Genomic DNA, 25467 nt, shown 5'->3' with positions numbered 1-25467 from the left:
GCAATAGAGCGTTTCGCCGCTTATTGGTTCACTGCGAGGTCTTTTTTATCAGATCAGCTGTTTTCGATACGGAAACCGATTTTTAGCGTTACCTGGTAGTGCGCTACCTTACCGTCTTGAATATGACCGCGCGTTTCGGCGACTTCAAACCACTCCATATTCTTGATGGACTTGCTGGTCTCCGCCAGGGCGTTGTTGATGGCATCTTCGACGCTGGTGGTGGAGGAGCCGACAATTTCCAGCTTCTTGTACGTGTGATGATCAGACATGAAAACCTCCTGGTTGTAGTTGGCCAATCATCTGGCCAAGGAAAAAACCGCTTGTTTAATGAGTCTCATCAAAACGTGGATTAGTTCAGTGTGTACAAGTGTTGATCAAGTTTGTGTCGCACTTTCGCTGCCGGGTGAAGTCAGACCCGGAACACCCAATGAAACAGGAGGTTCACGCCATGGCTCGTAACAGTTCCTATCAGGCAACCCTTGAAAATCTTGAAGACCAGATTCAGGCACTGAAAGATTCTCTCTCCTCCTTGAAGCGCAGTGCTTCGGCGGAGTCCCGTCATTCGTTGAAGTCGTTCAAGGACAACACCAGCCACGCGCTGCACCGCTCGGGTGAGAGCCTGGAAGATTTTTATGACGAAGCACGTGTACTAGCACTAGAAGCCAGCAAAATAGCCGGTACAAGTGTGCGCAAGCACCCTTGGGCTACTGTAGGCGTGGTGGCCGGTCTGACTGTACTGGCAGGCTGGTGGCTGCTGCGCGACGAATAATAATGTCGCCTTTTTCGCCGCTCGCCTTGCCGGGCGGCGATGATCCTTCCTAGTCTTCTGCCAGCGCTGCTCGCAGCCACTGTGCAAGCCGCTGTGCCCGCTGATCCGCCAGCCGCCCCGGCACCCATAATGCCAAAACCGCTTCGGTCTCAACGAATCCCCACGGTGCTATCAGCCGTCCTGCCGCCAGATCTCCAGCCACCAGGGGTTTAGGCGCAATGGCGACGCCCAACCCGGCCACGGCTGCTTCCAATAGGTAATACAGGTGCTCGAAGCCTGCGCCAGCCGTCAGGCTGTCAGCTGGCAGACCATGGCGTTGCGCCCACGCAGGCCAGGCCTGTGGACGGGAAGCAGTATGTAATAGTGGCTCGCCCAGTAATGCCGTAGGTGGTGCGTTCTGAAACAGGGACGCATTGGCATACCGAGGACTGACGACCGGGCCGATACATTCAGGGGCCAGCACGTGTACATGCATGTCCGGCGGTGCAGTTGGCTCGGCAAACAAGAGCGTGGCGTTGAGGCCGGGACGGCGGGGATCGAGCTCGCCCTCGCTGGTGGACAGGCTCAGCCGTAGTTCAGGCAATTCACGGTTGAGTCGATCCAGCCGCGGAATGAACCAGCGAGCCAGAAGGCTGCCCGAACAGCCCAGCACAAAGGGGGCATCGCTGGCGCCGCGTTTGAGATCGGCGCAGACGCTGCGCAGCCGCTCGAACGCTTCGGCACTGGCGTCCCGCAGTCGAAGACCCGCTTCGGTTAGCGCAAGGCCCCGCCCTTCCCTGACGAACAGCACCACGCCCAGCTGTTCCTCCAATGCACGGATCTGACGGCTTACCGCGCCATGGGTAACGAACAGCTCCGCTCCTGCCTTGCTGACGCTGCCCAGGCGTGCCGCTGCCTCAAAGGCACGCAGAGCATTTAAAGGAGGAAGATCGTTCATTATCCGACCTGTGAGTTTTCCTGACAGATACAGGCGATCTTATCGATTTATTCCTGCCCAGCAACCGGTTAGTGTAAAACCATATTCACAGGGAGCTCTCCCATGACAGACATGACCTACAGCCAAGGCCCTGATGCTCAGGGCATGTTCGGCCAATTTGGTGGCCGCTATGTGGCCGAAACCCTGATGCCGCTGATTCTGGATCTCGAGCGGGAGTACACCGCCGCGATGAAGGATCAGGCGTTTCTGGATGAGCTGGCCTATTTCCAGCGCGACTACATTGGCCGCCCCAATCCGCTGTATTTTGCCGAGCGCCTGACCGAGCATTTTGGTGGCGCCAAGATCTATCTGAAGCGCGAAGAGCTGAACCACACCGGCGCGCACAAGATCAACAACTGCATCGGCCAGATTCTCCTGGCCAAGCGTATGGGCAAGACCCGCATCATTGCGGAGACTGGCGCCGGCATGCACGGCGTGGCCACAGCCACCGTAGCGGCCCGCTTCGGCCTGCCCTGTGTGATCTACATGGGCACCACCGATATCGACCGGCAACAGGCCAACGTCTTTCGCATGAAGCTCCTGGGAGCGACGGTGATCCCGGTCACTGCCGGTACAGGCACACTCAAGGATGCGATGAACGAGGCACTACGTGACTGGGTGACCAATGTCGCCGATACCTTCTACCTGATTGGCACCGTCGCCGGTCCGCACCCCTACCCGGCCATGGTTCGTGATTTCCAGGCTGTGATCGGTCGTGAGGCCAAGGCGCAGATTTTGGAAAAGGAAGGTCGCCTACCCGACAGCCTGATCGCCTGTGTGGGCGGTGGATCAAACGCCATGGGGCTGTTCCATGAATTCGTGGATGACAAGGACGTGGCGATCATTGGCGTTGAAGCCGGTGGTCACGGTGTCAGTACCGACAAGCACGCCGCCAGCCTGAACGGTGGTGTTCCTGGCGTCCTGCATGGCAATCGTACGTTTCTTCTACAGGACGACGACGGCCAGATCATCGACGCGCATTCCATCTCCGCCGGCCTGGACTATCCGGGCATTGGTCCGGAGCACGCCTGGTTGCATGACATGAAGCGCGTTGAGTATGTGCCGATCAATGACGACGAGGCGCTGGCGGCTTTCCACCAGACCTGCCGCCTGGAGGGCATCATTCCGGCGCTGGAATCCGCTCACGCTCTGGCTGAAGCCTACAAGCGCGCGCCTACGCTGCCCAAGGATCACATCATGATCGTCTGCCTCTCCGGCCGCGGCGATAAGGACATGCAAACCGTGATGAGCCATCTGGGAGACAAGCTATGAGTCGTCTGGAAACCCGTTTCGCCCAGCTGAAGCAAGAGGGCCGCGCCGCGCTCGTGACCTATACCACCGGGGGTGATCCGGACTATGCCACGTCGCTGGCAATCCTCAAGGGCCTGCCCAAGGCGGGTGCCGATGTGATCGAGCTGGGCATGCCCTTCACCGATCCCATGGCGGATGGCCCGGCCATCCAGGCTGCGGCCCTGCGTGCGTTGAAGAATGGGCAGACCCTGGCAAAAACGCTGGAGATGGTGCGTGAATTTCGCCAGGAAGAAGCCGAAACGCCGCTCGTGCTGATGGGTTACTACAATCCGATTCACCGTTATGGCGTTGAACGCTTCCTGACCGAAGCCAGGGATGCCGGTGTAGACGGCCTGATCGTGGTGGATCTGCCGCCCGAGCACGACGCCGAGCTGTGTGACCCGGCTCAGGCAGTAGGCATCGACTTTATCCGCCTGACGACACCTACTACAGACAATAACCGCCTGCCGCGTGTGCTGAACAGCAGCTCAGGCTTTGTATATTACGTCTCGGTGGCGGGTGTGACAGGGGCGGGTTCGGCCACGACCGAGCACATCGAGCATGCGGTCGAGCGGCTGCGGCAGTTCACCCAGCTTCCGTTGTGCGTAGGCTTTGGTATCCGGACGCCCGAGCAGGCCAGAGTGGTCGCTCAGCTGGCGGATGGGGTGGTAGTGGGCTCCGCCTTGGTCGACCAGATCGCCAAGGCGCAAAGCAGCACCGAGGCCGTCGAGGGTGTATTGAGCCTGTGTGGCAGTCTGGCGGAAGCGGTACGCAGCGCGAGGCGGTGATAGATAAGTGGCTTGAGTGATGGATATCGCTTCGCTCAATCTACCTTATGGGTTAATACCCTGCCGGTACTGCGCGTAACGCACTCGCCTCAAACAAAAAAGCCGCTGCATTTGCAGCGGCTTTTGTTTTGCAGGATGGGTTGAGCTTGGCGATACCCATTATTCCCGCTCATACCGCGTCTTATTGAGCGGCGACTGCCTGGCGAGCGGCCATATGGCGCTGCTGCTTGTAAGCCTTGGCAACCTCTGGAATTGGAGTGACCTTGCCGGTCTCTATCCATTTACGCAGACGGTTAGCGTCAGCCATGTGGGTGTATTTACCAAAGGCATCCAGTACCACAAACGCTACGGGACGGTTGTTCATGACCGTACGCATGACCAGACAATGGCCGGCTGCGTTGGTAAAGCCGGTCTTGGTGACCTGAATATTCCAGTCGCTCTTGCCCACGAGGTGATTGGTGTTGTGGAAGCCCAGGGTGTAGTTGGGCTTGCGGAACGCCACGGTTTTCTCTTGCGTGGTGCTCAGCTGGCCAATCAGCGGGTAATTGCGGGTGGCCTGGAGCAGCTTGACCAGGTCACGGGCGGTCGAGACGTTATTCAGGGACAGCCCTGTCGGCTCGGTATAGTGGGTATTGGTCATGCCCAGGGCGCGTGCCTTGGCGTTCATGGCGGCCACAAAGGCCTTTACACCGCCCGGGTAATGCTCGGCCAGACTGGTGGCTGCACGGTTTTCCGAGGACATCAGCGCCAGTAAGAGCATGTCATGACGGCTGATCTCGCTGCCCAGACGCACACGCGAATACACACCACGCATTTCCGGCACATCGTCAATCTTGACGGTCAGCATTTCATCCATGGGTTGCTTGGCATCCAGAGTCACCATGGCGGTCATAAGCTTGGTCACGGACGCAATGGGAGCCACGACGTCGGGGTTGCTGGAATACAAGGGCTGGCCCGTTTGCATGTCGACCAGCAGGGCGCTGCCCGATGCCAGTTCTTGCCGCATCGGTACAGTGGCCTTGGCCTCGGCTGCACTGACATTTGCAGCCCCCAGGCTGCCCCCAATCAATACAGCGCTCAATACGAGAGAAAGATATTTCACGTGAATATCGTCCGGCTGAAGAGGTAAATAGCAGACTCGACCTGTCTGGCGTCTCGAAAGGCACTCTGGCAGGTCCTGAGTCCGGCGCAGCGGCAGTATAAAGGGCACCCTCCCGGGCGATGGAACCCCCTTACCCAAGTTTTTTCATGATGCGAAGGTAAAGGTTTGCTGACATAGCGCTCTGACGACGCGGATGACGATAGACTGAAAACAGCCCATACCGTAGGTAACGGGTTGTTTTGAATCAGGATCCTCTGGATCGCCATGTGGGAGACCACCATGAATCGCATGAAAAAAGCCATCGCCAGCGTATGCGTTACGTTGTGTGTGGGATCGCCACTTGCGCTGGCTGCGCCGCCGGATCAAATGAATGGGCCGCAGGGCGGCGGCAAGGGACACGGTCAGGGCGCGCAGATGCCGCATGGCCAGGACCATAAAGGCGGTTCTGCCCAGTCGAAGGGTAACCAGGGCAATCAAGGACATGGCGGTCCGCAGGCCAGCCAGGGCCATGGCAAGCGGTTACCTCCGCAGGATTTCAGCCCGGTACGTGAAACCATACGGGCCCACAAGGGCGAGATCGGCCGCGGCTCACCGCTTCCGCCGGGGCTGGTGATCGCCAAGGGCAAGCCGCTACCCCATGGTTATGGCAAGCCGCTGCCACCCGGCATCGCCAAGCAGCTGCCCCGCTATGACGGTTATGAATGGCGCCGCTTGGGCACGGACATGGTGCTGATCGCTATCACGACCGGCATCGTGTATGAGGTCCTGCACAACGTGCTGGATTGATTGGTCAATCCTTTGGGTGGTGGCGCAGTAACCCTGCGTTAGTGCGCCTTTGCCTAGACTGAAGCAATCCGTGGTGCCGCACAGTGCGTCATAACGGGCTTACTGAAAGTCGTATTGCACGGGTTCTTCGGGTAGCACGGACAGGTCAAGCGGCCTTACCGCACCCATCCATAAGGCATGGTCGCGGTGATCGGCACGATCATGGCCGGTCACGGGATGAAGAAAGATCACCAGCCCGTTCCGGTTGAGCGCCAGCCAGGGCACCACGTCCGCAAATACCTCTGGACGAAACGACAGCTGACAACTCCAGTCCGGGTGAGGGCCGACCGGTCGCTGGTGAACCCGGCCCATCGTCACGGCAAAGCGGCGCGCGGCCTCTTCGCACAGCGCCCTGGCCTGCTCCAGTGTCGTGGCGTCGAAATAGACATGGGCGTGGTAGCCCTGGATAGCCGCTGTCATGTCTTACCCTTCAAAGCGAATGACGACTTTGCCCACATGGCTCTGTCCGTCCATGTAGCGATACGCCGCTTCGGCCTCGTCGAAGCTGAAGACTTTGTCGATCACCGGCTCGATGCGATGCAGGGCGATGGCACGGTTCATGGCATCGAACATCTCGCGTGAGCCGACATAGATACCCTCCAGTACGACAGAGCGCTGGATCAGCGCTGCCGGGTTGATCTCTCCACCCGTCAGCACACCGATCAGGTGGGTGGCGCCGCCCGGACGAGTCGAGCGCAGCGAGCGAGGCAGCGTACCGGCGCCGCCGACTTCTACCACATGGTCAACGCCGATCCCTTCGGTCAGGCCTAGCACCTGCTCCTGCCACTCTGGATGCTGCTTGTAGTTCACGGTCTCGTGGGCACCCAAGGCCTTGGTCTTTTGTAGCTTCTCATCGCTGGATGAGGTAATGATGGTACGCGCCCCGGCCGCACGGGCGAACTGGAGACCAAAGATGGACACACCGCCTGTACCCAGCAGCAGCACGGTCTGACCAGCCACCAATGGCTGAACACTGCCAAACAGTGCATGCCAGGCGGTTACACCGGCGCAAGGCAAGGTAGCGCCAGCCTCATAGGACAGGTGCTCCGGCAGTGTAACCACGCCGTTCTGGTCGAACAGTACGTATTCGGACAGCACCCCGTCGATGGCGCCACCCAGGGCGGAGGCGCCGTGGGTGGGGTCCAGATGGCCGCCAATCCAAGTCTGCATGAAGATACCGGCCACGCGATCGCCTACTTTGACGCGGTCAACGTCATCTCCGATCTCCACTACTTCCCCTGCACCGTCGGACAGGGGTACCAGATCCTTGGGCAGACCGCCACGTGCGTAACGGCCGGTTGCGACCATGAGGTCGCGGTAGTTCAGCGAGGCGGCCTTCATCTTGACCAGAACCTGGCCGCGTCCCGGCTTGGGTGTATCACGCTCGCGCAGGGTCAGGTCGGCATAGGATTCGGCTTTAGGCAGGCAATAGAAACGCATCGTACTCTCCTGTTTGAGAAATGAGCGGGCTCAGGGCCGCCACAGAAAAAGGTTCAAACCGTTACACTTGGGTCGGACCGCATGGAAACGATGAAGCTCAACAGAATGTGTCACAAAGCGAACTGATATCACCGGTTCAGGTCTGTTAGCTAACTTTTTTGCCCGTGCCTCACTGATCAGAATGAGTAAACGCCATGAAGCTGCCCTCTTTGCTACCACTGTTCCTGCTCGCGCCACTGACCGGCATCGCGACCACCGCCAGCGCTGAGCCGGGACTGTACAACCTGCTGGTAGGGACCTACACCAACGGCAGTAGCCAGGGGCTTTATGTCTACCGATTCGATAGCCGCGCCGGGCAGGTCACCGGACCGCTGCGCGTTGTCAAAGCCCACAATCCTTCTTACCTGACACTGGCGCGCGATGGCCGTACCGTATTTGTCGTCAATGAAAACGGTCGTGGCAGCCAGGGCGATGACATTGGCCGCGCCACGTCTTATCGCTTCGATCCAGAAAGCGGCCGGCTGCAACAAATCAGCCAGGTCAAGACCCTGGGGGATCATCCAACCCACTCGACGCTCAGCCCTGACGGACAGTTCCTGTTTGTCGCCAACTATTCCGTCGAGCCCGAAGGCTCTCTGGCCGCGCTGCCGGTGCAAAGCAACGGTGTGCTGAGCCCGGTTGCCCAGATCGAATTCTTCCAGGCCAGTAATAATCACCCGGAGCGGCAGACGTCCGGCCATGTACATGGGGTGACGTTTACGCCAGACGGCCAGTATCTGTTCTCGCCAGACCTCGGCGCTGACAAGATTTTTGCCTATCGCTATAACCCTGCGCGACAGGAACGTCCGCTGTCTCCAGCTGAAACCCCCTACACGCCTGTTCCATCAGGCAGCGGCCCGCGCCATATCGTCTTTAGCGGTGATGGCCGTTTCGCCTACTTGACCCTTGAGCTAACTGGACAGGTCATGGTGTTCGCCCACGAAAATGGTGCGCTACGACAGCTTCAGGCTTATACCCTGGCGCCGGAAGGGTTCAGCGGCAAGGTAGGTGCAGGCGCCATTCATCTGTCCAACGATGGCCGCTTCCTCTACGCTGCCAACCGAGGCGATGACAACCACATCGATGTGTTTGCCGTCGATCCGGTGGAAGGCACGCTGACCTTTGTCGACCGCCGCTCCGTGAACGGCCGCGAGCCCCGTGAGTTCAGCATTGATCCGACGGGACGCTACATGCTGGTGGCCAACCAGGGCAGCAGCCAGCTGAAGGTGTTCGCGCGTGATCCGCAGACTGGCAAGCTGGGCGAAGAGCTGCAGAGTGTCGACGTAGCCATGCCGTCCGACCTGAAGTTCGTGGCGGTGCCCTGATGTTCGACCGTTTGCACCATGTGGCGCTGATCTGCTCCGACTACCCCACGTCCAAGCGTTTTTACACCGAGGTGCTGGGGCTCAGGGTGATAGCCGAAACCTTTCGTGAGGCGCGCCAGTCCTGGAAGCTGGATCTGGCTGTTGGTGATCACGCCCAGCTTGAGCTGTTCTCCTTCCCGGACGCGCCACCGCGACCTTCCCGGCCGGAAGCGCAAGGCCTGCGTCATCTGTCCTTTGCCGTGGAAGATCTGGACGCTGCCGTTGCGCATCTCAAGCAGCATGACGTTGCCGTAGAGCCTGTTCGGGTAGATGAGCTGACGCAGAAACGCTTTACCTTTTTCAGCGATCCGGACGACCTGCCCCTTGAGCTCTACGAGCGCTAAAGACGAGGCCATCAGCCAATAAAAAAGGCAGCTCTTGGAGCTGCCTTTCGTTTTACACAGGCGTCAGATCTCGAAACGTTTCACCAGTCCGTTCAGGTCCACCGCCAGGCGAGACAGTTCCGCACTGGCAGCATTGCATTGGGCCGCACCGGTTGCGGACTGGGAGGCCAGGTCACGGATATTGACGAGGTTACGGTCCACTTCACGAGACACCTGCGCCTGCTCTTCCGACGCGCTGGCAATCACGATGTTGCGCTCGTTGATCTCGGCAATGAGCTGGGTGATTTCTTCAAGCGCCGCACCGGCAGACTGGGCAATCGCCAACGTGTTTTGCGCTTGGCTGGCGCTGCTTTGCATGGATGTTACGGCTTCCTGCGTACCGCCCTGGATAGCGCTGATCATCTGTTCGATTTCACGGGTGGACTCCTGGGTGCGGTGGGCCAGGGCACGCACCTCATCCGCCACCACGGCAAAGCCGCGCCCCGCTTCACCGGCCCGTGCTGCCTCGATGGCCGCGTTCAGGGCCAGCAGATTGGTCTGCTCGGCAATGGCCCGAATTACATCCAGCACCTTGCCAATATCGTGGGCCTGTTCGGCCAGTCCGCTGACCAGTGTGGACGTCTTGTCCACCTCGCCGGCCATGTGCTCAATGGCTGTAACTGTGTTGTCGACCTTGGTGCGGCCTTCGTGAGCAGCCTGTGCCGAGCGCTTGGACGATTCGGAGGTGGACACGGCGTTACGGGCCACTTCCTCGACAGCGGTGCTCATCTGGGTCACGGCAGTTGCAGCCTGCTCGATCTCGTGGTTCTGCTGGGTCAGGTTCATGGATGAGCTTTCCGTAACCAGATTCAGCTCCTCTGCCGCAGAGGCCAGTTGTGTGGAGGACGAGGAGATCTGTTCGATCGCATCGCGCAGGTTACCTTGCATGACGGCGAGGGATTCGAGCAGCTGCCCTACTTCATCCTTGCCGTCTACCAGAACCGGCACGCTCAGGTTGCCGGATGCTACGGCGCGCGCACTGCTCACAGCCTGGCCCAGCGGACGTACGATGCTGCGACTCATGACCCAGGCCAGCAATACGGTGATTGCAAACGCCAGGGCGATGGCAAGGCTGACGCCCAGCTTGCCGGCGTTATAAGCTGCCTCCGCCTTGTCGGCGGCCTTGCCGGATTCGTCCGCACTGAGCGCTGCCAGCTTCTTGAGCTGGGTAGCCATCTGGTTGGCGTATTCGTTCAGACTCTTGTTGAGTATGGCCGAGGCTGATTGCATGTCGCCCGCCAGCGCCAAGCGTGTCACTTCAGCCTGATCGGTAAAATACTTGTCCTGCCACTGCTTGAAGTGAGCGTAGGCCTCTTTTTCAGAGTCCAGTACCAGGAGCGTTTCATAACGGGCCTGAGTATCGCGAAGACTCGCCTTGATATCGTTTGCCTTCTGGCTATCTTCCTGGCGACGCTGCGCCGTATCTGCAGTAAACAGGCGCAAGGTAAAGACACGGATACGCATCATGTCCATGTTGATCTCGCCCAGCGCATTGATAGCCGGTAACCAATGCGTATCAACCTGCCGTGACTGCTCCCGCATATTGCTCATCTGGCTCATTGAAAACAGGCCGAGCCCTAGAACGATGAGTGCCATAAGGCCAAAGCCTACGGCCAGGCGGGGGGCGATTTTCAGAGTGCGTAACGCCATGAGTCCATCCTCAGGAACAATAGGCAAAAAGCCTTTGCTTGTCCTATCGGTCCGGGCGCTATTAGCTTGATAGGCTTTTTACATATCGCAATAGAATAGTTTTCATACACTGAGTCGAAACCTGTCTAGCGCAAGGGTTTCACCGTTGATCTCATTATGCAGCCACCCGACGAACTGCTCGACCAGCCTGCCCCGCCGCTTCCGCTCGGGAATCAGCGCATGATAGCCATAGGCGGACGTGGCGCACTCGGCGATCGGGCGACATAGCAGCCCTTGCTCGACCAGATTGTCCACCAGATACCGCCAGCCAATCGCAACGCCCTGGCCAGCGATAGCGGCCTGAATGACGAGGGTGTAGTTATCAAAGCTCAACACCGCCGGAATAGGCGGGGCCTGAATATCCAGCGCCTGGAAGAGTCCTTTCCAGTCGAACCATTTGCTCGACAGCTCCGGCTTCAAATGCAGCATGGGCAGGCTGGCCAGCGTCTGTTTGGGGAGCGGCAGTGTCATGCTCTGAACAAGGCGCGGACTACAGACCGGGAAAACCTCTTCTCGGAACAAGGCCAGCGACTCACCATGTTTGAAGCGACCATCGCCAAAGGTCAAAGCTACATCGATATCTTCACGCATCAGATTCATCATCCTGTCGCTTGTAATCAGGCTGACATCCAGCTCGGGGTGGGCAGCATGAAAGCGCGGCAGACGAGGCATCAGCCAGTAGGACGCAAAGGCAAAATCAGTCGCCACCTGCAAAACCTCATGGGCAGGGTGCTCCCTTAGCGTAGCCAATCCCGTTTCGATGTTTTCCATTCCCATCTGTACGTGGTGATGGAGCAACTTACCCGCTTCAGTCAGAACAAGGCCGCGGTAGATTCGATCAAAAAGCCGTACGCCCAAGTCTTGCTCCAGACGCTTGATCTGCTGGCTGACCGCTGGCTGGGTTGTTCCTAATTCCAAGGCTGCGGCCGTAAAGCTGAGCAGGCGTGCAGCAACACTGAAGATTCTTAATGTATCCAAGGAGGGCGAGGTGTTAATCATGGCAATCCCTTTGACAGTGATCCATAGGAGCGAATCGGCTATGGCTCTCTCTGATAGGGAAGATCATCAATAACCATAAAGAAAAACTATGCGAACTGTTTCACAATTTTCAGCTCCAAGCTCGCGATATTAAATTGCCACCTAGCAGCACCTATCGAGGCTAATTCCATGAGCTGGTTTATGCAGTTAAAGCTCGCGTACAAACTGACCCTGACATTTACTCTGTGCGCTTTCATTACTTTGGGCGTAGGAGCTTTAGGTCTGCAAGGTATCAATCGCCTAGCAGGCATGATGGATGAATTAACCACCAATAATCTGGTTTCGGTGAGCCGGGCCAACGAAGCGTTGGGAAGCGTCATCTCTCAAAACCGCTACCTTTATCGTCTATTGGCTGTCACGGTAGGCGGTGCGACGGAAGCTGAAAAAGCTGAAATTCTGCAAAACCTCAAGGCAGAACAAGCGGCAGGTGAAAATGCCTTTACCACCTACCGGAACACACGCCTGGCACCGGATGAAAAGCAGGCGGGTGATCATTTCGAACGTATCTGGCCTGCTTATTTGGTCAGCGTTGACCAATATTTGAACAACCTGGCTCAGGGTGATATCAGCCATGCCCGGGAACTACTGATCTCGACGATCCAGCCTCAATTCGAGCAACTGATTGGCGACCTCAAAACTATTCTTGCGTCTAATAACCGCCAGGTTGAAGAAAGCACCAAAGTATCTAAAGCATTGCAATCCAGCGCAATGCTGACCCTGTTTGGTGGTGTTGCATTGGCCTTTGTATTGGCAATTGGGCTAGGCCTCTTTATTACCCGCCTGATTACTCGTCCTATCGCTGAGGCAGTGGCCAGTGCCAAGCGTATCGCCGCGGGTGATCTGACTCAGCGTATTGAAACAACTCGTCAAGATGAGCCTGGCCAGATGTTGCTGGCCTTGGTGGATATGCAGGATAGCCTCAAGAGTACGCTCCAACAGATTGCCAGCGCATCGGATCAACTGGCTTCCGCTGCTGAAGAGCTGAGCGCTGTAACCGAGGAAAGCTCAAGAGGGCTGGTTCGCCAGAATGACGAAGTCCAGCTGGCAGCAACAGCCGTCAATCAAATGACTTCAGCCGTTGAAGAGGTAGCCCGTAACGCCGTGTCTACATCCGAAGCGTCGCAAAGCTCTACTGAAGAAGCACGTTTGGGTCGCCAGCAGGTACAGGAAGCGGCTACAGCCATCACCAGCATGGTCAATGAGCTTGATGTCTCGACAGGAACGGTTGAAAACCTGGCCGAGCAGGTACGCGATATCAGCAAGGTTGTGGACGTCATCCGTACTGTAGCGGAACAAACCAATCTACTCGCGCTTAATGCCGCCATTGAAGCCGCCCGTGCCGGTGAGCAAGGCCGTGGTTTTGCAGTGGTTGCAGATGAGGTCCGCTCGCTCGCTCACCGGACCCAGGCTTCGACGGGTGAGATTGAAACCATGATTGCTAGTGTACAGGCGCGCGCCGAGGAAGCGGTTCGCGCTATGGAAAATAGCCAGACACTGGCTCGCAACACTCAGCAGATGGCGCAGTCGGCGGATCAGGCGCTGGAGCGGATCACCGATAAGATCGTTAGCATCAACGAGCGTAATCTGGTGATTGCCAGTGCAACGGAAGAGCAAGCACTGGTTGCTCGTGAGGTAGACCGTAATCTGCTGAATATCCGCGACCTATCTACCCAGACTGCCACAGGCGCTCACCAGACCAGCGCCTCCAGCCAAGAGTTGTCACGTCTTGCTGGTTCCTTTAATGAGTTGGTTGCTCAGTTCAAATTGTAAGTACAGGATCCGGCTCCACGGATGGAGCCCGGTTTATGGCATAAGCTGTACTTATCCAAGTCATGCCTCCCTATGCGGTTTACCGATCAGGAGCCCTCGTCTGATGATGATTGCAGATGTGAGTACGTAATCATCAACACAGGTCGGAGGGTATGTGAAAAAGCCAAACATCCTTTTCATCATGGCGGACCAGATGGCTGCGCCGCTGCTGCCGCTCCACCGTGCCGACTCGCCCATCAAGGTTCCCAATCTTGAGCGTCTGGCACAGCAGGCCGTGGTGTTCGATTCGGCATACTGCAACAGCCCGTTGTGTGCGCCCTCTCGCTTTGTTCTGATGAGTGGGCAATTGCCTTCCAGAATCGGGGCCTACGACAACGCCGCTGACTTTCCTGCGGACGTTCCGACCTATACCCATTACTTACGCCGCCTGGGCTATCGCACTGCCCTCTCCGGCAAGATGCATTTCTGCGGACCGGACCAGCTCCACGGTTTCGAGGAGCGTCTGACCAGCGACATCTACCCTGCCGATTATGGCTGGGCGGTGAACTGGGACGAGCCGGATGTGCGTGCAAGCTGGTATCACAACATGTCATCCGTGCTGCAGGCCGGGCCTTCCATCCGCACCAATCAGCTGGACTTCGATGAGGAAGTGGTCTTCAAGGCCAGGCAATACCTCTACGACCATGTCCGCCGGGGGGATGACCAGCCCTTCTGCCTGACTGTCTCCATGACCCACCCGCATGATCCCTACACGATTACCAAGGAATTCTGGGATCTGTATGAGGAAACGGACATCGAGTTGCCACAGGTGACGTTGTCCCAGGATGAGCAGGACCCTCACAGCCAGCGCCTGCTCAAGGTCATCGACCTGTGGGATAAGCCGTTGCCGGAGCAAAAGATTCGGGATGCGCGCCGCGCCTACTACGGGGCATGCAGTTATGTGGATGCCAATATCGGCAAGCTGCTCAAGACTCTGGAAGAATGCGGACTTGCAGAGGATACGATCATTGTCTTCTCGGGCGATCATGGCGACATGCTGGGTGAGCGCGGCCTCTGGTACAAGATGCACTGGTTCGAGATGTCTGCCCGCGTACCCCTGCTCATCCACGCCCCCAAACAGTTTGCGGCGCGGCACGTCAGTGCGTCGGTTTCCACCATGGACCTCTTGCCGACCCTCGTGGAGCTGGCCGGAGGCTGTGTGCAGGACGGCCTGCCCCTGGATGGTCAATCACTGCTGCCGCACCTGGAGAATCGGGAAGGCCACGATGAAGTCATCGGTGAGTACATGGCCGAAGGTACTCATAGCCCGCTGATGATGATTCGGCGTGGCCGCTACAAGTTCATCTACTCCGAGCAGGACCCGCTGCTTCTGTTTGATCTCGCCAATGATCCCCAGGAGCTGGAGAACCTTGCAACCAGCAGTGAATACCAGAGCGTGTTGGATACCTTTGTACAGGAGGCCCGTACCCGATGGTCCATACCCCATATCCATGCCGATGTGCTGGCCAGCCAGCGGCGTCGCCGCTTTGTCGCCGAGGCGCTGAATAAAGGCGTACGTACAGCATGGGATCACCAGCCGTTCGTGGATGCGAGCCAGCAATACATGCGCAACCACATCGACCTGGATGATCTGGAGCGGCGTGCCCGTTATCCACAGCCGCTGTAATCAACCCTTGCTCGAAGGATGCTGACGGGCCACTGTAGACCCGATAACACACGCTGAAGGACGCACGCATGAAACCAATACCCACGCTCTTGATGGTTGGTGCCGCCCTGTTTGGTACGCAGGTTCACGCTGAAGATGCCGCTTGCGGCACTGTTCGTATGGCTGATCCGGGTTGGAGCGATATATCCACTACCAACGCCGTTGCCGGCTTTCTGCTCGAATCGCTGGGCTACCAGAGCACGGTCGACACGCTTTCCGTCCCCATCGTGTTTGGCGGCTTGAAGGATGGCAAGATCGACGCCTTCCTGGGCAACTGGATGCCTGCGCAGCAAGGGTACTACGACCAATTCGTTAAAAGCGGCCAGGTGACCGACCTCAGGGAAAACCTGAACGGGACTGAATTCACCCTGGCCGTGCCCAAGTATGTCTGGGACGCCGGTGTGAAAGACTTTAGCGATCTGGCCAAGCATGCTGGCAAGTTCAACAAGAAAGTCTACGGCATCGGCTCGGGTGCCCCAGGTAACCAGTCGATCCAGAAGATGATCGACGGTAACGAGTTCGATCTGGGCGGCTGGCAACTGGTGGAATCGAGTGAGCAGGCCATGCTGGCGCAGGTAGGCCGCTCTGTGAAGCGCAACCAGTGGGTGGTCTTCCTGGGCTGGACGCCCCACCCCATGAACATCAATTACGAGATGAAGTATCTCACCGGCGGTGAGAAGTACTTTGGCGAGGCGGGCACGGTTCATACATTGACACGTAAAGGGTATGCCGAGCAGTGCCCGAACGTAGGCAAGCTACTCTCCAACCTTGCGTTCACGCTGGATATGGAAAACGCCATCATGAACGATGTGGTGGAGAAAAAGATCAGTTATGCCGACTCTGTACAGAACTGGCTCAAGGCTAATCCACAGGCCATTGAGCCCTGGCTGCAGGGTGTGAAAACCAAGGACGGTAGCAACGGTCTGGACGCGGTCAAGGCAAAGTTGTAGAACATGATTGCGCAGGGAAAACGGGATGTATCACTAACCCGTTTTCCCTGCAGCTACAGGCTGAACCAGCCCCTATCGATAGCCATATTCACTAGGCTGTCACAACACGGCGATAGCCTTTATCGCACCGTGTGCAGCGGACAAAAAATGTCCCTTATCGGCTACACCCCCCTTATTTCCTGTATTTCACAAACTTATGAAACGTCATACGTCAGACATCGTATGACTTAAAAGGCTGTGCGAAATCGCCAGATAAATAGTCATACCTATTGCTAACGAAGTGGGGCGGTTATGAGTAACTTCACTGGGTCGTGTAGCGAGCTTTAGAGAGCGCTACACATGATTTCGCGGCCTACATTGGAGGGAATATCGGCGGTTAAGGAGCATGTTGAGCGAAGCGATTTTGCTGCTTTTCTCTGTATTCAGTGGCATGAGTGTTTTGATGATGGGTATCGCGCAGCTCAACCCATCCTGCTCGTCACGCCAGCGCTTCTTTCAACGCCTCCAGTGTCTCAAACACAAACCGCGGCCCTTCCGCTTCCAGCTCTGCACGGCCTCCATAACCGTAGCTCACACCGGCTGCATCTACACCATTGCGTCGAGCACCTATGAGGTCGTGTTTGCGGTCCCCAATCATCAGGCAGGTCTCGGGCTGCAGCTTTTCCGTCTCCAGCACATGTTTGATCAGCTCGCCCTTATCCGTACGCGTGCCATCCAGCTCGCTGCCATAAATGGCCTTGAAATACTCCGTCAGCTCAAAGTGGCGCGCGATTTCATTAGCAAACACCCAAGGCTTGGACGTCACCACATACAGGCTGTACCCCTTCTCTTTGAACGCTGCCAGCGTTTCACGGATGCCTGGGTACGGCGTATTTTCATACAGGCCCTTCTCTTTAAAGCGCACCCGATAGTGCTCCACGGCCTGCCAGGCCTGGGCATCGTCGAATCCATAAGATGCCATGAAGGCGCTGTGCAGCGGTGGGCCGATAAAATGAGTGAGCGTGTCTGGATCCGGCTCATTGATACCCATCTGAGCCAGTGCATATTGGATGGACAGTGTGATGCCGAGCTTGGGATCGGTCAGTGTGCCGTCCAGATCGAACAGGAGATTGGCATAAGGCATAAAGTCTTCTCATCAAGGCTGTGGATAACAGAGCCTACCCTAACCGCGCGGGCTGGTTTAGGCTCAGGCCTTACCTAATAAGAAGAAGGATTCACGCATGAACGCAGCCGGTAAAGTCGCGCTTGTCACCGGGGCCTCCCAAGGGATCGGCAAGGCCGTTGCCCAGGCGCTATTGAATGATGGGTATCGCGTCGTAGTCGCTGCTCGCCGCGAAGCGCCATTGCAGGCGTTTATGGAAGAAGCCAAGGCTGCAGGTCAGGAAGCCCTGGCCGTTGTCTGCGATGTGACGGACGAGCAAAGCGTAGACGCCCTATTCGAGCGCATTAAGGCTACTTATGGCCGGCTCGACGTCCTATTCAACAATGCGGGTATCGGTGCCCAGGCCGTACCTATTGATGAGCTGGACGTCAGTGCCTGGCGCGCTACGGTCGATACCAACCTGACCGGCGTCTTTCTATGCAGCCGCGCCGCCTTCCGCCTCATGCGCTACCAGACACCCCGCGGCGGTCGGATCATCAATAATGGCTCCATCTCCGCCCACGCCCCACGGCCTTTCAGCGTAGCCTACACCGCAACCAAACATGCCATCACCGGCCTGACCAAATCTCTCTCCCTCGACGGCCGCGCTTATGACATTGCGTGCAGCCAGATCGACATCGGCAATGCCGCCACCGAAATGACCGAGCGCATGAGCACAGGCATCCTGCAAGCCAACGGCGAAAAAGCCATCGAGCCACGCATGGATGTGCAGCACGTGGCGGACGCGGTGAGTTATATGGCCGGTTTGCCGCTGGAGGCGAATGTGCAATTCATGACAGTGATGGCGACAAAGATGCCGTATGTGGGGCGGGGGTAATACTTAACCAGTAATTTATGAACTCGTTACTTAGAGTTTACTAGCTGTCTTTTTGGGCGGGAGCATGCATTCAAGAAATGATGTATATAAAACTCCTTAACTAATAATCTAGGAATTCCGCATGAGGTTTTGGTTATTATTTATTGCGTTAATACTAATTGGTATGTGGTGTGGCCTCAGTGGGATTCTGCTTGGATATATAGATTTATCTTTGGCAAATTTAAAGCTGCCTAAAAACACAGCTGAATATGGTGATTCTTTAGGTATTTTAAATGGCCTGTTTTCAGCAGTAGCAATATTTCTTGCGCTTATAGCCGTTCTTTTACAAGGTAAAGAGTTAAAAGCTTCCACTAGAGCACAGAATGAACAAGCAGAAGCACTTTTAAAACAAATTATATATCAAAAAGAGTTAAATGATAGAAACTTAGAAATTTCTAGCACCATGCTACAGCAACTTAGGCAGCAGCAAATCAAGAATCAGATTCATATTTTACAGGCAAAGCAGCAGTATCATTCTTCAGAAATAGATAGGATGGACAAGGTGCTGGAGAAAATTTCTGGAAATAGAGAAAAAGCGGATCTTTTTGAAAGCTGTGTTGCAAAGAAAAAAGAACACATACATGAGCTTAATAATATTAAAAAGGAAATGAGTAATTTGTAGTTAAAGATAAATACTGATGCAATAAAAAGTAGTTTTGGATCTTAAAATTAACTAATTATATATTGAAGTTGAGAAATTTGCCCATGCCGTCGACTAAGTATAGTAATTTTTATTGTCCTGCGATATCAGTATCTTCATTCCATGCTGCTTACTCCGTCATTTATAATTAATCGATTTATGGCCTTTCGCTTCAAACTACGGCTTAGCTATTTACGGTCTACCTCAACCTGTTGGGCTTGGTCCTCTTAGTTTTTACCGAGTATTGGGGGGATGACGTATATACTAGTTCGGCTCAGATTCAAAAAATTTACCTGATCCAGCCTCTCAAAGTAGACACAGTGCAGCCGCGCCCACACCACATTTCTGCTGCTCGCTTCCAAATAGGTTGTGCTTCTCTTTAGCCTGATGACTTTATTCACTGTTTCACCCAAGTCATCACGCATGCGTCAAATACCACCGCCAATCCTGCTCCCCCACTTCACCCATGAACTGACGGTACTCGGCCCATTTGATGGCTAGAAATACTTTCAGAAATTCCTCACCCAATGCCTCCCGCGCCCATAGCGAAGCTTCCAGGTTGCGTAGTGCAGTGAGCCAGTCTGTGGGTAAGGTTTCACGAACCTGCTCATAGCCATTGCCGGTGATGGGCTCGCCGGGATCGATTTCTTTACGAATCCCTTTATGCATACCGGAGAGGATCGCGGCGGCGGCGAGGTACGGGTTGGCGTCGGCGCCGCAGATGCGGTGCTCGATGTGGCGGCTGTGTGCCGGGCCGCCAGGAACACGCAAAGACACGGTGCGGTTGTTTACACCCCAGCTCTTGGCCAGCGGGGCGTAGCTGTTGGCCTGGAAACGACGGAACGAGTTGGCGTTGGGGCAGAAGATCGCCAAGGCGTCATTCAGCGTGGTCATCATGCCGCCAATGCTATGGCGCAGTAACGGCGTACCGTATGGGTCTTCGCTGGCCATGAGGTTGTTGCCGTTGGTGTCGGCAAGACTGACGTGCATATGCAAACCGCTGCCCGCCAGATCACCAAAGGGCTTGGCCATAAAGCAGGCCTGCAAGCCGTGCCGGTTGGCTACGCCACGGACCAGCCGCTTGTAACGCACGCCCTCGTCCACCGCCTGCAGCGCATCGAAGCGGTGCTCCAGGGTCAGTTCAATCTGGGATGGAGCGTATTCGGAAATGGCTGTGCGTACCGGCAGCCCTTGTACCTGGCAGGCGGCGTACAGGTCATCCAGGAATGGCTGCAGCTGCTCCAGCTCATACACTCCGTATACCTGCGGGGCCTGTGGGCGGATGCCATTCATTTGCACGGCAGGCTGCGGGCGGCCCTGGGCGTCGCGCTGCTTGTCCAACAGATAGAACTCAAGCTCCACCGCCATGACCGGGTGATAACCGTCCGCCTGGAGTCGATCCACGGCGCGCACCAGCACATGCCGAGGGTCCGCCGGGGTGGCAGGTAGGCCCTTCTCCGGGTGCATGCTGACCTGCACCTGCCCGGTGGGTACGGTGCGCCAGGGTTGCAGCGTCAGGCTGCCGGGCAGTGGGTATGTCCAACAGTCGGCATCCGCCACGTCCCAGACGAGCCCTGTCTCGTCAACGTCCTCCCCCTGGATGGTTAGCGCCAGGATAGAGCTGGGCAGCGGGCGACCATTTTCATAAATGGCCAGCAGTTCGTCGCGATGCAGGAGCTTGCCGCGTGGGACACCGTTGGCGTCGATCAATATCAGCTCGATGCTACGCACGTCAGGGTGCTGGGCAAGAAAATCGCGGGCTTCCTGGGGATCGGCAAAGGTCATGATCAGGGCTCTTGTTGTTGGGTTATTCGCGGGCGTTGGGCAGGGCCAGCAGATCGGTCAATGCATTATCCAGCGTGGCGATGAGACGATCTACGTCTGCCTCGGTGGAGTCGGGGCAGCACAACGTCATGTTGTGAAACGGCGTGATCAGGATGCCGCGATTGATCAGATACAGGTGCAGCGCCATCTGTAATTCATCATGAAAGGCTGCCTCGGCTTCGGCACCCGTCTTGGGCGGGACTGGGCAGAACTGAAACTCGCACCGTGCGCCCAGCTCGGTCACAGACCACTTCAAGTCATGTCCGGCGATCAACCGGCGGAAGCCATCAGCGAGGCGCTTGGCTAGCGGCAGCATGTGGGCATAGGCAGCGGGTGTCATCACCTGTTCCAGGTTGGCGCGCATGCAGTGCATGGCCAGGGCGTTGGCGGAAAGTGTGGTGCCCATGCCGCTGTGGCCGTGTCCGTGGCTATGCGCCTGCGCCTGTTCGCGCGCTGTGTGCATGCGTTCGGCCATTTCCGCACTGCAACCAAACACGCCGCAGGGTACGCCGCCAGCGATGGGTTTGCCCATCACAAAAAAGTCTGGCTCAAGGTTCCACAGGCGGGTGCAGCCGCCAATATCGGTAGAGATGGTATGGGTCTCGTCGATGATCAACAGCGCGCCATACTGGCGGGTCAGCTGCCGACACTTTTGTAGAAAGCCTGTTTCCGGCAGGACCATGCCAATATTGGTCATGGCGGGCTCGCAAAGCAGTGCGCAGACATCCCCTTCGGCCAAGGCCGCCTCCAAGGCTGCCACATCGTTGAAGGGAATAGCGCGGCTGTATTCGGTCAGGTCATACGCTTGGCCAATCAGGCCGGAACGAGGCACCGTCCGACCGTTGCGGTGGCGCACCATCACATCGTCCACCGTGCCATGGTAGCAGCCATCGAATACCAGAAGCGTCTTGCGCCCGGTTACGGCACGCGCCCAGCGCAGCACGTAGCGATTGGCATCGGTTGCTGTGGCGGTGACCTGCCAATACGGCAAGCCGAAGCGTTCGGCCAGCAACTCGCCGCACACGACCGCATCCTCGCCCGGCAGCATGGTGGTAAGACCGTTGGACGCCTGTTCGGTCAATGCCTTGGCGATGGGGGCCGGCGAGTGACCAAACATGGTACCGGTATCGCCCAGGCAGAAGTCGATGTATTCATGGCCGTCCACGTCGTAGAAGCGTGCGCCCTTGGCCCGCTCGACGAATAGGGGCACCGGCGTGGACCAGTCGGCCATCCAGTGCATGGGAACGCCTCCATAAAGCGACTTTCGGGCGCGCTCGGCCAGCGCCACGGAGTTCGGATTGTTGGCGAGAAAACGCTCGCGCTCTTGAGCGGTAAAGGTTTCTACAGCAGATGGGTGGATGCCACTGGCGGTCATGCAGATCACCTCGCTTGGACGTCTCCTCATGCTATGAGTAACCGCGTAAAACGCAAGGTGTTGGCGAGAGAACGTTTTCTATTAGAGGGGCCTTACAACGTGTTCATGTCCCGGACATTGTAAGATGACGTTTTTGCTGCCGTGCGGCCTGACTCCTGTATGAGGTTACAGCCTTGATTCTCTACGATCTGGAACGATCCGGTAATTGCTACAAGATCCGTCTGCTACTGTCCGTGCTGGAGTTGAACTATCAGCGGGTCAAGGTCGATCTCAATGCCGGCGAGAACCGGCAGCCGGAGTTTCTAGCCATCAACCCTCGGGGGCAGATTCCGGTTCTGGTGGATGACAGCGTGACGCTCTGGGACTCCACATCGATCCTGGTGTATCTGGCTCGTCAGTACGGGCGTGGTTTGTGGCTGCCTACCGATTCCGTGACCATGGCCAAGGTGATGCAGTGGCTGGCCTTCGAACAGAACGAAGGTCGCTATGGACTGGGCCGTGCCCGGTCGATCAGCCTTAACAACACGTCGGTCTTTGCGCGTACCGGCAACCTGACGGATTGTCAGGCCTTGGGTCTGGCTGGACTAGAGGTTCTGGAGAAACAGCTGACTGGCGAAGAGTGGCTGGTGCCGGAGGCCGGCGGCCCGACGATTGCCGATATCGCCTGCTACCCATACACCGCCATGGCGCCAGAAGGCGGCATTGATCTTGCCCCCTTTGTAGCGGTTCAGAAATGGCTGCGTCGTGTGCAGGCGTTGAAGGGTTATGTAGAGCTGCCAAAGGCTGCCCCTGCCTGAGCTTGACCTTAGGAAAGGTCCTGCTCAGTCGGGGCCTTAAGGGCCGACGCTTTTATGAGCGCTGTGTCCTAGGTGATTTGGGTGGCAGCTGCCTCATGGAAGTGAGCCCGGCCTTTACCGGCGCGCTTGGCGCTGTACAGCGCTTGGTCAGCCAAGGTTATAGCCTCTTCAATGTCCATCGCATCCTGTGGCCACAGGGCTACGCCTATGCTGCACCCTACCTTGATTTTTTCGTTGGCCAAGAAGAAAGGGTTATCAAGGGAACGGATGATACGCAGGGCAATGGCATCGATAACCTCTTTCGTATCGGTGATAGCGAACGGTACAAGCATCAGAAACTCGTCACCGCCTAGCCGTACAACTAGATCATTCTCTCGAAAACATGTGAGCAATCGTTGTGCAACGCCTTGCAGAAGCAGGTCTCCCGTACCATGGCCGAAACGGTCATTGACGGGCTTGAACCCATCAAGGTCCAGGCATAGCAAAGCAAGGCTACCGCCCTGCTGTTGGATATGTTGTTGAACCTGCGGTAGATAGCGTTCAAGCGCAGCTCTATTGGCTAAACCAGTCAATGTGTCCTGGTAGGCAATGCTTTCCATCGCATCCAGTTGGTCTCCCTGATGGCTCAGGCTCTGAACGAGTTGGCGGATGGCCTGGCTCAAGCTGTGTACTTCGACAGTTCCCTTCAATTCGGGAATCTCAACGTTTTCACCGGCTGATAAACGCCTGGCGGCCGTTACGATTTGATTGAGCGGTTTGGTAATGAACCCCGCCAGCAGCCAGCCGATGACGGCAAATATCACAGCCAGCACAATGCCCCCTGTGAGTATTTCTGTCTGTAATTCATGGGCAGAGGCATATGCAGCGTCCAGTGGTTGGCGTGCTACAACAGTCCAGCCCAGGCCGGGATAGTCACCGTGCCCATCACTCATTGCGAAGCCGGTAAGGTAAACCTGTCCATCCGGCCAACGTTGAAGCGACCAAGACTGTTGTTCAATAGCGTCCCATTTGAAGTTCAGCTGTTGGCCAATCATCTCCTTCGGGCCTAAGAGGATGGTGTAGTCTTTGCTGACCACCATGAACTCAAGCCCTGGTAAGCGTTGCTGAATGGGCTTGAGCAAAGACTGCCTCACTTCATCAGCCCAGCCCCAGGAGAGATGCGACGCCAATACCCCAATCAATTTTCCATTGTCGTCCTTGATGGGCAGGCTTATATCCACAAATTTCATTGCCTCACCAGTAGGGTTAGGCAAAAGTTTGGCCAGCAGTACAGCTTCGTGCACGTCTCCTATAAAAGGCTCTTGCAGCGCGTTCAAGTAAACCGGACGCTTAGCGATGCTGGCGCCTTCCAGAATACCGTCATTGGATGCCATGACGTTTCCTTGGGCATCTGTGAGCCCAATCCAGGCAATGCTGGGGAACTGCTCCTGCAGGTGATTAAGTAGCCGCTTCGCCTCTTTGTTGTGACTAGGATCGCGCAGTGCCTGGAGCTGGCTCAATACAGTCAGCTCTCGGGCGCGGCCATCCATGTCCCGGTCGAGATGATCGACCATGTCGAGCGCCGATTCGGCCAGTTCGCGTCCGATCTGATCCCTCAAGCGGTTGACCGAGGCGGTTCCGATGAGCGCGCCAAAGATCCAGCTTAGGGAAATAATGAGAAGCGCCACAATTAACGCGAATCGAGTACGTAAACTGGAGAAAATGAGCATTTGTTCAGGAGTGCATGTGCAAGAGCAACAAGAAGCGCTGCGGCTTGTTAAGGGGAGGAAGTGTGAGACTTATCGGCCATTAGTGGCAAAGCTGTAGGCCATCAAAAAAGTGCTGGAGGCCCACAACTATCTAGTATGAAGCGAAACGGCCAATAGACGTTAACCGTTTCGTGGGCGGTTCGCTTAGGCAGACTAACTGTTACAGCGCGCGGAACATCACGTAGCAGTCCACCAGCCCCTGGGTGCGATGGCGGTAGGCCTTGGGCAGCGTACCGACGATCTCAAAACCATGCTTTTTCCACAGGGCGACCGCCACCTGATTGGTGGAGACCACCGAGTTGAACTGCATTGCGAGAAAGCTCAGCTCGCGCCCCATCTCCAGGGAGTGGGCGCACAAGGCACTGGCAACGCCCTGCCCACGTGCGGCTTCGGCAGTCATGTAGCCGCAGTTGCATACGTGGCTGCCTGGGCCGGCAGCGTTGGGTTTGATGTAATAGGTGCCCAGGATTTGCCCGTCTCGCTCAGCGACAAAGGTGGCCTTGGGCAGCTCAACCCAGAGCTTCCAGGCGGCGTCACGGTCCATGGCCGGATCAAGCGCATAGGTTTCCTGGCTTTGGACGACCGCCTGAATGATCGGCCAAACCTGATCAAAGTCAGCGGCGGTAATGGGACGAATATTCATAAGAGTACTCCTGCGTTCGTTCTGGCTTTGATAATGCCAGCTCGCACCGCAAAACGTTACGTTTGCGTTCTGTTTAATCCCATGCGTAGTACCTAATCTATAGCAGCGCCTTGGTTGCATGAAAGCAGGCGAGTGGGCATATCGTTCAGGGCTATAGATAGTTACCTGAGCCACATCTGATGATGGGATGGCATAGCGGTGGTCAAAGGCGATTGGCATAATCGCGCCGGCTTGCAGGCCTGAAGCCGCAAGCCGGACCTTTCGACTGGCCGCGCCGCTGGCGCTCGACCGGCT

Annotated in this window: 24 protein-coding genes; 12 read left to right on the top strand and 12 right to left on the bottom strand. The window is 56.8% G+C overall.

Annotated features, from left to right (window positions below; genetic code table 11):
- Positions 1-53: 53 nt before the first annotated feature.
- Complete coding sequence (locus QWJ10_RS08755; RefSeq protein ID WP_010796383.1) at positions 54-269, bottom strand: dodecin; 216 nt, start codon at positions 267-269, stop codon at positions 54-56.
- 179 nt (positions 270-448) lie between these two features.
- On the opposite strand from QWJ10_RS08755, the gene QWJ10_RS08750 reads away from it, so the two are divergent.
- Complete coding sequence (locus tag QWJ10_RS08750) at positions 449-769, top strand: DUF883 family protein (protein ID WP_125888055.1); 321 nt, start codon at positions 449-451, stop codon at positions 767-769.
- 49 nt (positions 770-818) lie between these two features.
- Here QWJ10_RS08750 and QWJ10_RS08745 read toward each other — a convergent pair whose 3' ends face one another.
- Positions 819-1709 carry a LysR family transcriptional regulator gene (locus QWJ10_RS08745; protein ID WP_289925813.1) on the bottom strand — a complete coding sequence of 297 codons (891 nt, stop codon included), beginning with the start codon at positions 1707-1709 and terminating at the stop codon, positions 819-821.
- Between the two features lie 99 nt (positions 1710-1808).
- Between QWJ10_RS08745 and trpB the strand changes: the two genes are divergently transcribed.
- Both trpB and trpA read left to right on the top strand, forming a co-directional pair.
- Positions 1809-3017 carry a tryptophan synthase subunit beta gene (trpB, locus tag QWJ10_RS08740; RefSeq protein ID WP_010796386.1) on the top strand — a complete coding sequence of 403 codons (1209 nt, stop codon included), beginning with the start codon at positions 1809-1811 and terminating at the stop codon, positions 3015-3017.
- Positions 3014-3823 (top strand): tryptophan synthase subunit alpha, encoded by an 810-nt coding sequence (gene trpA / locus QWJ10_RS08735; protein ID WP_125888057.1) that lies wholly within the window; start codon positions 3014-3016, stop codon positions 3821-3823. Before trpB ends, trpA begins: the two co-directional genes overlap by 4 nt.
- A gap of 181 nt (positions 3824-4004) precedes the next feature.
- Here trpA and pbpG read toward each other — a convergent pair whose 3' ends face one another.
- Positions 4005-4904 (bottom strand): D-alanyl-D-alanine endopeptidase, encoded by a 900-nt coding sequence (pbpG, locus tag QWJ10_RS08730; RefSeq protein ID WP_258019740.1) that lies wholly within the window; start codon positions 4902-4904, stop codon positions 4005-4007.
- Positions 4905-5204: 300 nt separating this feature from the next.
- Here pbpG and QWJ10_RS08725 point away from each other — a divergent pair, with 300 nt between their 5' ends.
- A complete protein-coding gene (locus tag QWJ10_RS08725) occupies positions 5205-5711 on the top strand; it encodes an anti-virulence regulator CigR family protein (RefSeq protein WP_177411886.1) in 507 nt (168 codons plus the stop codon).
- Positions 5712-5810: 99 nt separating this feature from the next.
- Here QWJ10_RS08725 and QWJ10_RS08720 read toward each other — a convergent pair whose 3' ends face one another.
- Together QWJ10_RS08720 and QWJ10_RS08715 are read right to left on the bottom strand one after the other, a co-directional pair.
- Positions 5811-6170 (bottom strand): DOPA 4,5-dioxygenase family protein, encoded by a 360-nt coding sequence (locus tag QWJ10_RS08720; RefSeq protein ID WP_010796390.1) that lies wholly within the window; start codon positions 6168-6170, stop codon positions 5811-5813.
- Between the two features lie 3 nt (positions 6171-6173).
- Positions 6174-7190: an NAD(P)-dependent alcohol dehydrogenase gene (locus QWJ10_RS08715; RefSeq protein WP_019366518.1), complete on the bottom strand. Its 1017-nt coding sequence runs from the start codon at positions 7188-7190 to the stop codon at positions 6174-6176.
- Positions 7191-7384: 194 nt separating this feature from the next.
- On the opposite strand from QWJ10_RS08715, the gene QWJ10_RS08710 reads away from it, so the two are divergent.
- Together QWJ10_RS08710 and QWJ10_RS08705 are read left to right on the top strand one after the other, a co-directional pair.
- Positions 7385-8554 carry a lactonase family protein gene (locus tag QWJ10_RS08710; RefSeq protein ID WP_289925577.1) on the top strand — a complete coding sequence of 390 codons (1170 nt, stop codon included), beginning with the start codon at positions 7385-7387 and terminating at the stop codon, positions 8552-8554.
- Positions 8554-8937, top strand: a complete 384-nt coding sequence (locus tag QWJ10_RS08705; RefSeq protein WP_239383260.1) for a VOC family protein — start codon at positions 8554-8556, stop codon at positions 8935-8937. The genes QWJ10_RS08710 and QWJ10_RS08705 overlap by 1 nt, the downstream gene beginning before the upstream one ends.
- Before the next feature lie 63 nt (positions 8938-9000).
- Here QWJ10_RS08705 and QWJ10_RS08700 read toward each other — a convergent pair whose 3' ends face one another.
- The gene (locus QWJ10_RS08700; protein ID WP_289925570.1) at positions 9001-10626 is read right to left on the bottom strand and encodes a methyl-accepting chemotaxis protein; all 1626 of its coding nucleotides are present in this window, start codon (positions 10624-10626) and stop codon (positions 9001-9003) included.
- 102 nt (positions 10627-10728) lie between these two features.
- Positions 10729-11664 carry a LysR family transcriptional regulator gene (locus tag QWJ10_RS08695; RefSeq protein ID WP_289925569.1) on the bottom strand — a complete coding sequence of 312 codons (936 nt, stop codon included), beginning with the start codon at positions 11662-11664 and terminating at the stop codon, positions 10729-10731.
- A gap of 168 nt (positions 11665-11832) precedes the next feature.
- Between QWJ10_RS08695 and QWJ10_RS08690 the strand changes: the two genes are divergently transcribed.
- The 3 genes from QWJ10_RS08690 (at position 11833) to QWJ10_RS08680 (ending at position 16128) form a co-directional block, all read left to right on the top strand.
- Complete coding sequence (locus QWJ10_RS08690; RefSeq protein WP_289925567.1) at positions 11833-13473, top strand: methyl-accepting chemotaxis protein; 1641 nt, start codon at positions 11833-11835, stop codon at positions 13471-13473.
- 154 nt (positions 13474-13627) lie between these two features.
- Entirely contained in the window at positions 13628-15139 is a 1512-nt protein-coding gene (gene betC, locus QWJ10_RS08685) for a choline-sulfatase (protein ID WP_019366524.1), read from the top strand.
- A 68-nt stretch (positions 15140-15207) separates the two neighbouring features.
- Positions 15208-16128, top strand: a complete 921-nt coding sequence (locus tag QWJ10_RS08680; protein ID WP_289925563.1) for a choline ABC transporter substrate-binding protein — start codon at positions 15208-15210, stop codon at positions 16126-16128.
- 478 nt (positions 16129-16606) lie between these two features.
- Here QWJ10_RS08680 and QWJ10_RS08675 read toward each other — a convergent pair whose 3' ends face one another.
- On the bottom strand, positions 16607-17251 hold the full coding sequence (locus tag QWJ10_RS08675; RefSeq protein WP_019366526.1) for an HAD family hydrolase: 645 nt from the start codon (positions 17249-17251) through the stop codon (positions 16607-16609).
- A 97-nt stretch (positions 17252-17348) separates the two neighbouring features.
- Here QWJ10_RS08675 and QWJ10_RS08670 point away from each other — a divergent pair, with 97 nt between their 5' ends.
- Positions 17349-18107: an SDR family oxidoreductase gene (locus QWJ10_RS08670; RefSeq protein ID WP_289925561.1), complete on the top strand. Its 759-nt coding sequence runs from the start codon at positions 17349-17351 to the stop codon at positions 18105-18107.
- A 121-nt stretch (positions 18108-18228) separates the two neighbouring features.
- Complete coding sequence (locus tag QWJ10_RS08665; RefSeq protein ID WP_122041175.1) at positions 18229-18768, top strand: hypothetical protein; 540 nt, start codon at positions 18229-18231, stop codon at positions 18766-18768.
- Positions 18769-19203: 435 nt separating this feature from the next.
- Here QWJ10_RS08665 and QWJ10_RS08660 read toward each other — a convergent pair whose 3' ends face one another.
- A complete protein-coding gene (locus QWJ10_RS08660) occupies positions 19204-20571 on the bottom strand; it encodes a glutamine synthetase family protein (protein ID WP_289925559.1) in 1368 nt (455 codons plus the stop codon).
- A gap of 22 nt (positions 20572-20593) precedes the next feature.
- Positions 20594-21985: an aspartate aminotransferase family protein gene (locus QWJ10_RS08655; RefSeq protein ID WP_289925555.1), complete on the bottom strand. Its 1392-nt coding sequence runs from the start codon at positions 21983-21985 to the stop codon at positions 20594-20596.
- Positions 21986-22158: 173 nt separating this feature from the next.
- Between QWJ10_RS08655 and QWJ10_RS08650 the strand changes: the two genes are divergently transcribed.
- Positions 22159-22782 (top strand): glutathione S-transferase family protein, encoded by a 624-nt coding sequence (locus QWJ10_RS08650; protein ID WP_289925553.1) that lies wholly within the window; start codon positions 22159-22161, stop codon positions 22780-22782.
- Between the two features lie 68 nt (positions 22783-22850).
- On the opposite strand, the gene QWJ10_RS08645 is transcribed toward QWJ10_RS08650, so the two are convergent.
- Together QWJ10_RS08645 and QWJ10_RS08640 are read right to left on the bottom strand one after the other, a co-directional pair.
- Positions 22851-24449 (bottom strand): diguanylate cyclase, encoded by a 1599-nt coding sequence (locus QWJ10_RS08645; RefSeq protein WP_289925551.1) that lies wholly within the window; start codon positions 24447-24449, stop codon positions 22851-22853.
- 241 nt (positions 24450-24690) lie between these two features.
- Complete coding sequence (locus tag QWJ10_RS08640) at positions 24691-25173, bottom strand: GNAT family N-acetyltransferase (protein WP_197872434.1); 483 nt, start codon at positions 25171-25173, stop codon at positions 24691-24693.
- Positions 25174-25467 lie beyond the last annotated feature (294 nt).

Origin of the sequence: Pseudomonas sp. WAC2, assembly GCF_030403525.1 — a bacterium.
In the GTDB taxonomy this organism is placed as follows: domain Bacteria; phylum Pseudomonadota; class Gammaproteobacteria; order Pseudomonadales; family Pseudomonadaceae; genus Chryseomonas; species Chryseomonas luteola.
This window is presented reverse-complemented; position numbering and strand designations above follow the sequence as displayed.

Coding starts and splice junctions, on each gene's coding strand:
- QWJ10_RS08690 (WP_289925567.1), top strand. CDS start 11,833: ATGAGCTGGTTTATGCAGTTAAAGCTCGCGTACAAACTGACCCTGACA.
- QWJ10_RS08660 (WP_289925559.1), bottom strand. CDS start 20,571: ATGACCTTTGCCGATCCCCAGGAAGCCCGCGATTTTCTTGCCCAGCAC.
- QWJ10_RS08750 (WP_125888055.1), top strand. CDS start 449: ATGGCTCGTAACAGTTCCTATCAGGCAACCCTTGAAAATCTTGAAGAC.
- QWJ10_RS08700 (WP_289925570.1), bottom strand. CDS start 10,626: ATGGCGTTACGCACTCTGAAAATCGCCCCCCGCCTGGCCGTAGGCTTT.
- QWJ10_RS08705 (WP_239383260.1), top strand. CDS start 8,554: ATGTTCGACCGTTTGCACCATGTGGCGCTGATCTGCTCCGACTACCCC.
- QWJ10_RS08755 (WP_010796383.1), bottom strand. CDS start 269: ATGTCTGATCATCACACGTACAAGAAGCTGGAAATTGTCGGCTCCTCC.
- QWJ10_RS08710 (WP_289925577.1), top strand. CDS start 7,385: ATGAAGCTGCCCTCTTTGCTACCACTGTTCCTGCTCGCGCCACTGACC.
- trpB (WP_010796386.1), top strand. CDS start 1,809: ATGACAGACATGACCTACAGCCAAGGCCCTGATGCTCAGGGCATGTTC.
- QWJ10_RS08720 (WP_010796390.1), bottom strand. CDS start 6,170: ATGACAGCGGCTATCCAGGGCTACCACGCCCATGTCTATTTCGACGCC.
- trpA (WP_125888057.1), top strand. CDS start 3,014: ATGAGTCGTCTGGAAACCCGTTTCGCCCAGCTGAAGCAAGAGGGCCGC.
- QWJ10_RS08655 (WP_289925555.1), bottom strand. CDS start 21,985: ATGACCGCCAGTGGCATCCACCCATCTGCTGTAGAAACCTTTACCGCT.
- QWJ10_RS08725 (WP_177411886.1), top strand. CDS start 5,205: ATGAATCGCATGAAAAAAGCCATCGCCAGCGTATGCGTTACGTTGTGT.
- QWJ10_RS08715 (WP_019366518.1), bottom strand. CDS start 7,190: ATGCGTTTCTATTGCCTGCCTAAAGCCGAATCCTATGCCGACCTGACC.
- QWJ10_RS08665 (WP_122041175.1), top strand. CDS start 18,229: ATGAGGTTTTGGTTATTATTTATTGCGTTAATACTAATTGGTATGTGG.
- QWJ10_RS08680 (WP_289925563.1), top strand. CDS start 15,208: ATGAAACCAATACCCACGCTCTTGATGGTTGGTGCCGCCCTGTTTGGT.
- QWJ10_RS08640 (WP_197872434.1), bottom strand. CDS start 25,173: ATGAATATTCGTCCCATTACCGCCGCTGACTTTGATCAGGTTTGGCCG.
- QWJ10_RS08670 (WP_289925561.1), top strand. CDS start 17,349: ATGAACGCAGCCGGTAAAGTCGCGCTTGTCACCGGGGCCTCCCAAGGG.
- QWJ10_RS08695 (WP_289925569.1), bottom strand. CDS start 11,664: ATGATTAACACCTCGCCCTCCTTGGATACATTAAGAATCTTCAGTGTT.
- QWJ10_RS08675 (WP_019366526.1), bottom strand. CDS start 17,251: ATGCCTTATGCCAATCTCCTGTTCGATCTGGACGGCACACTGACCGAT.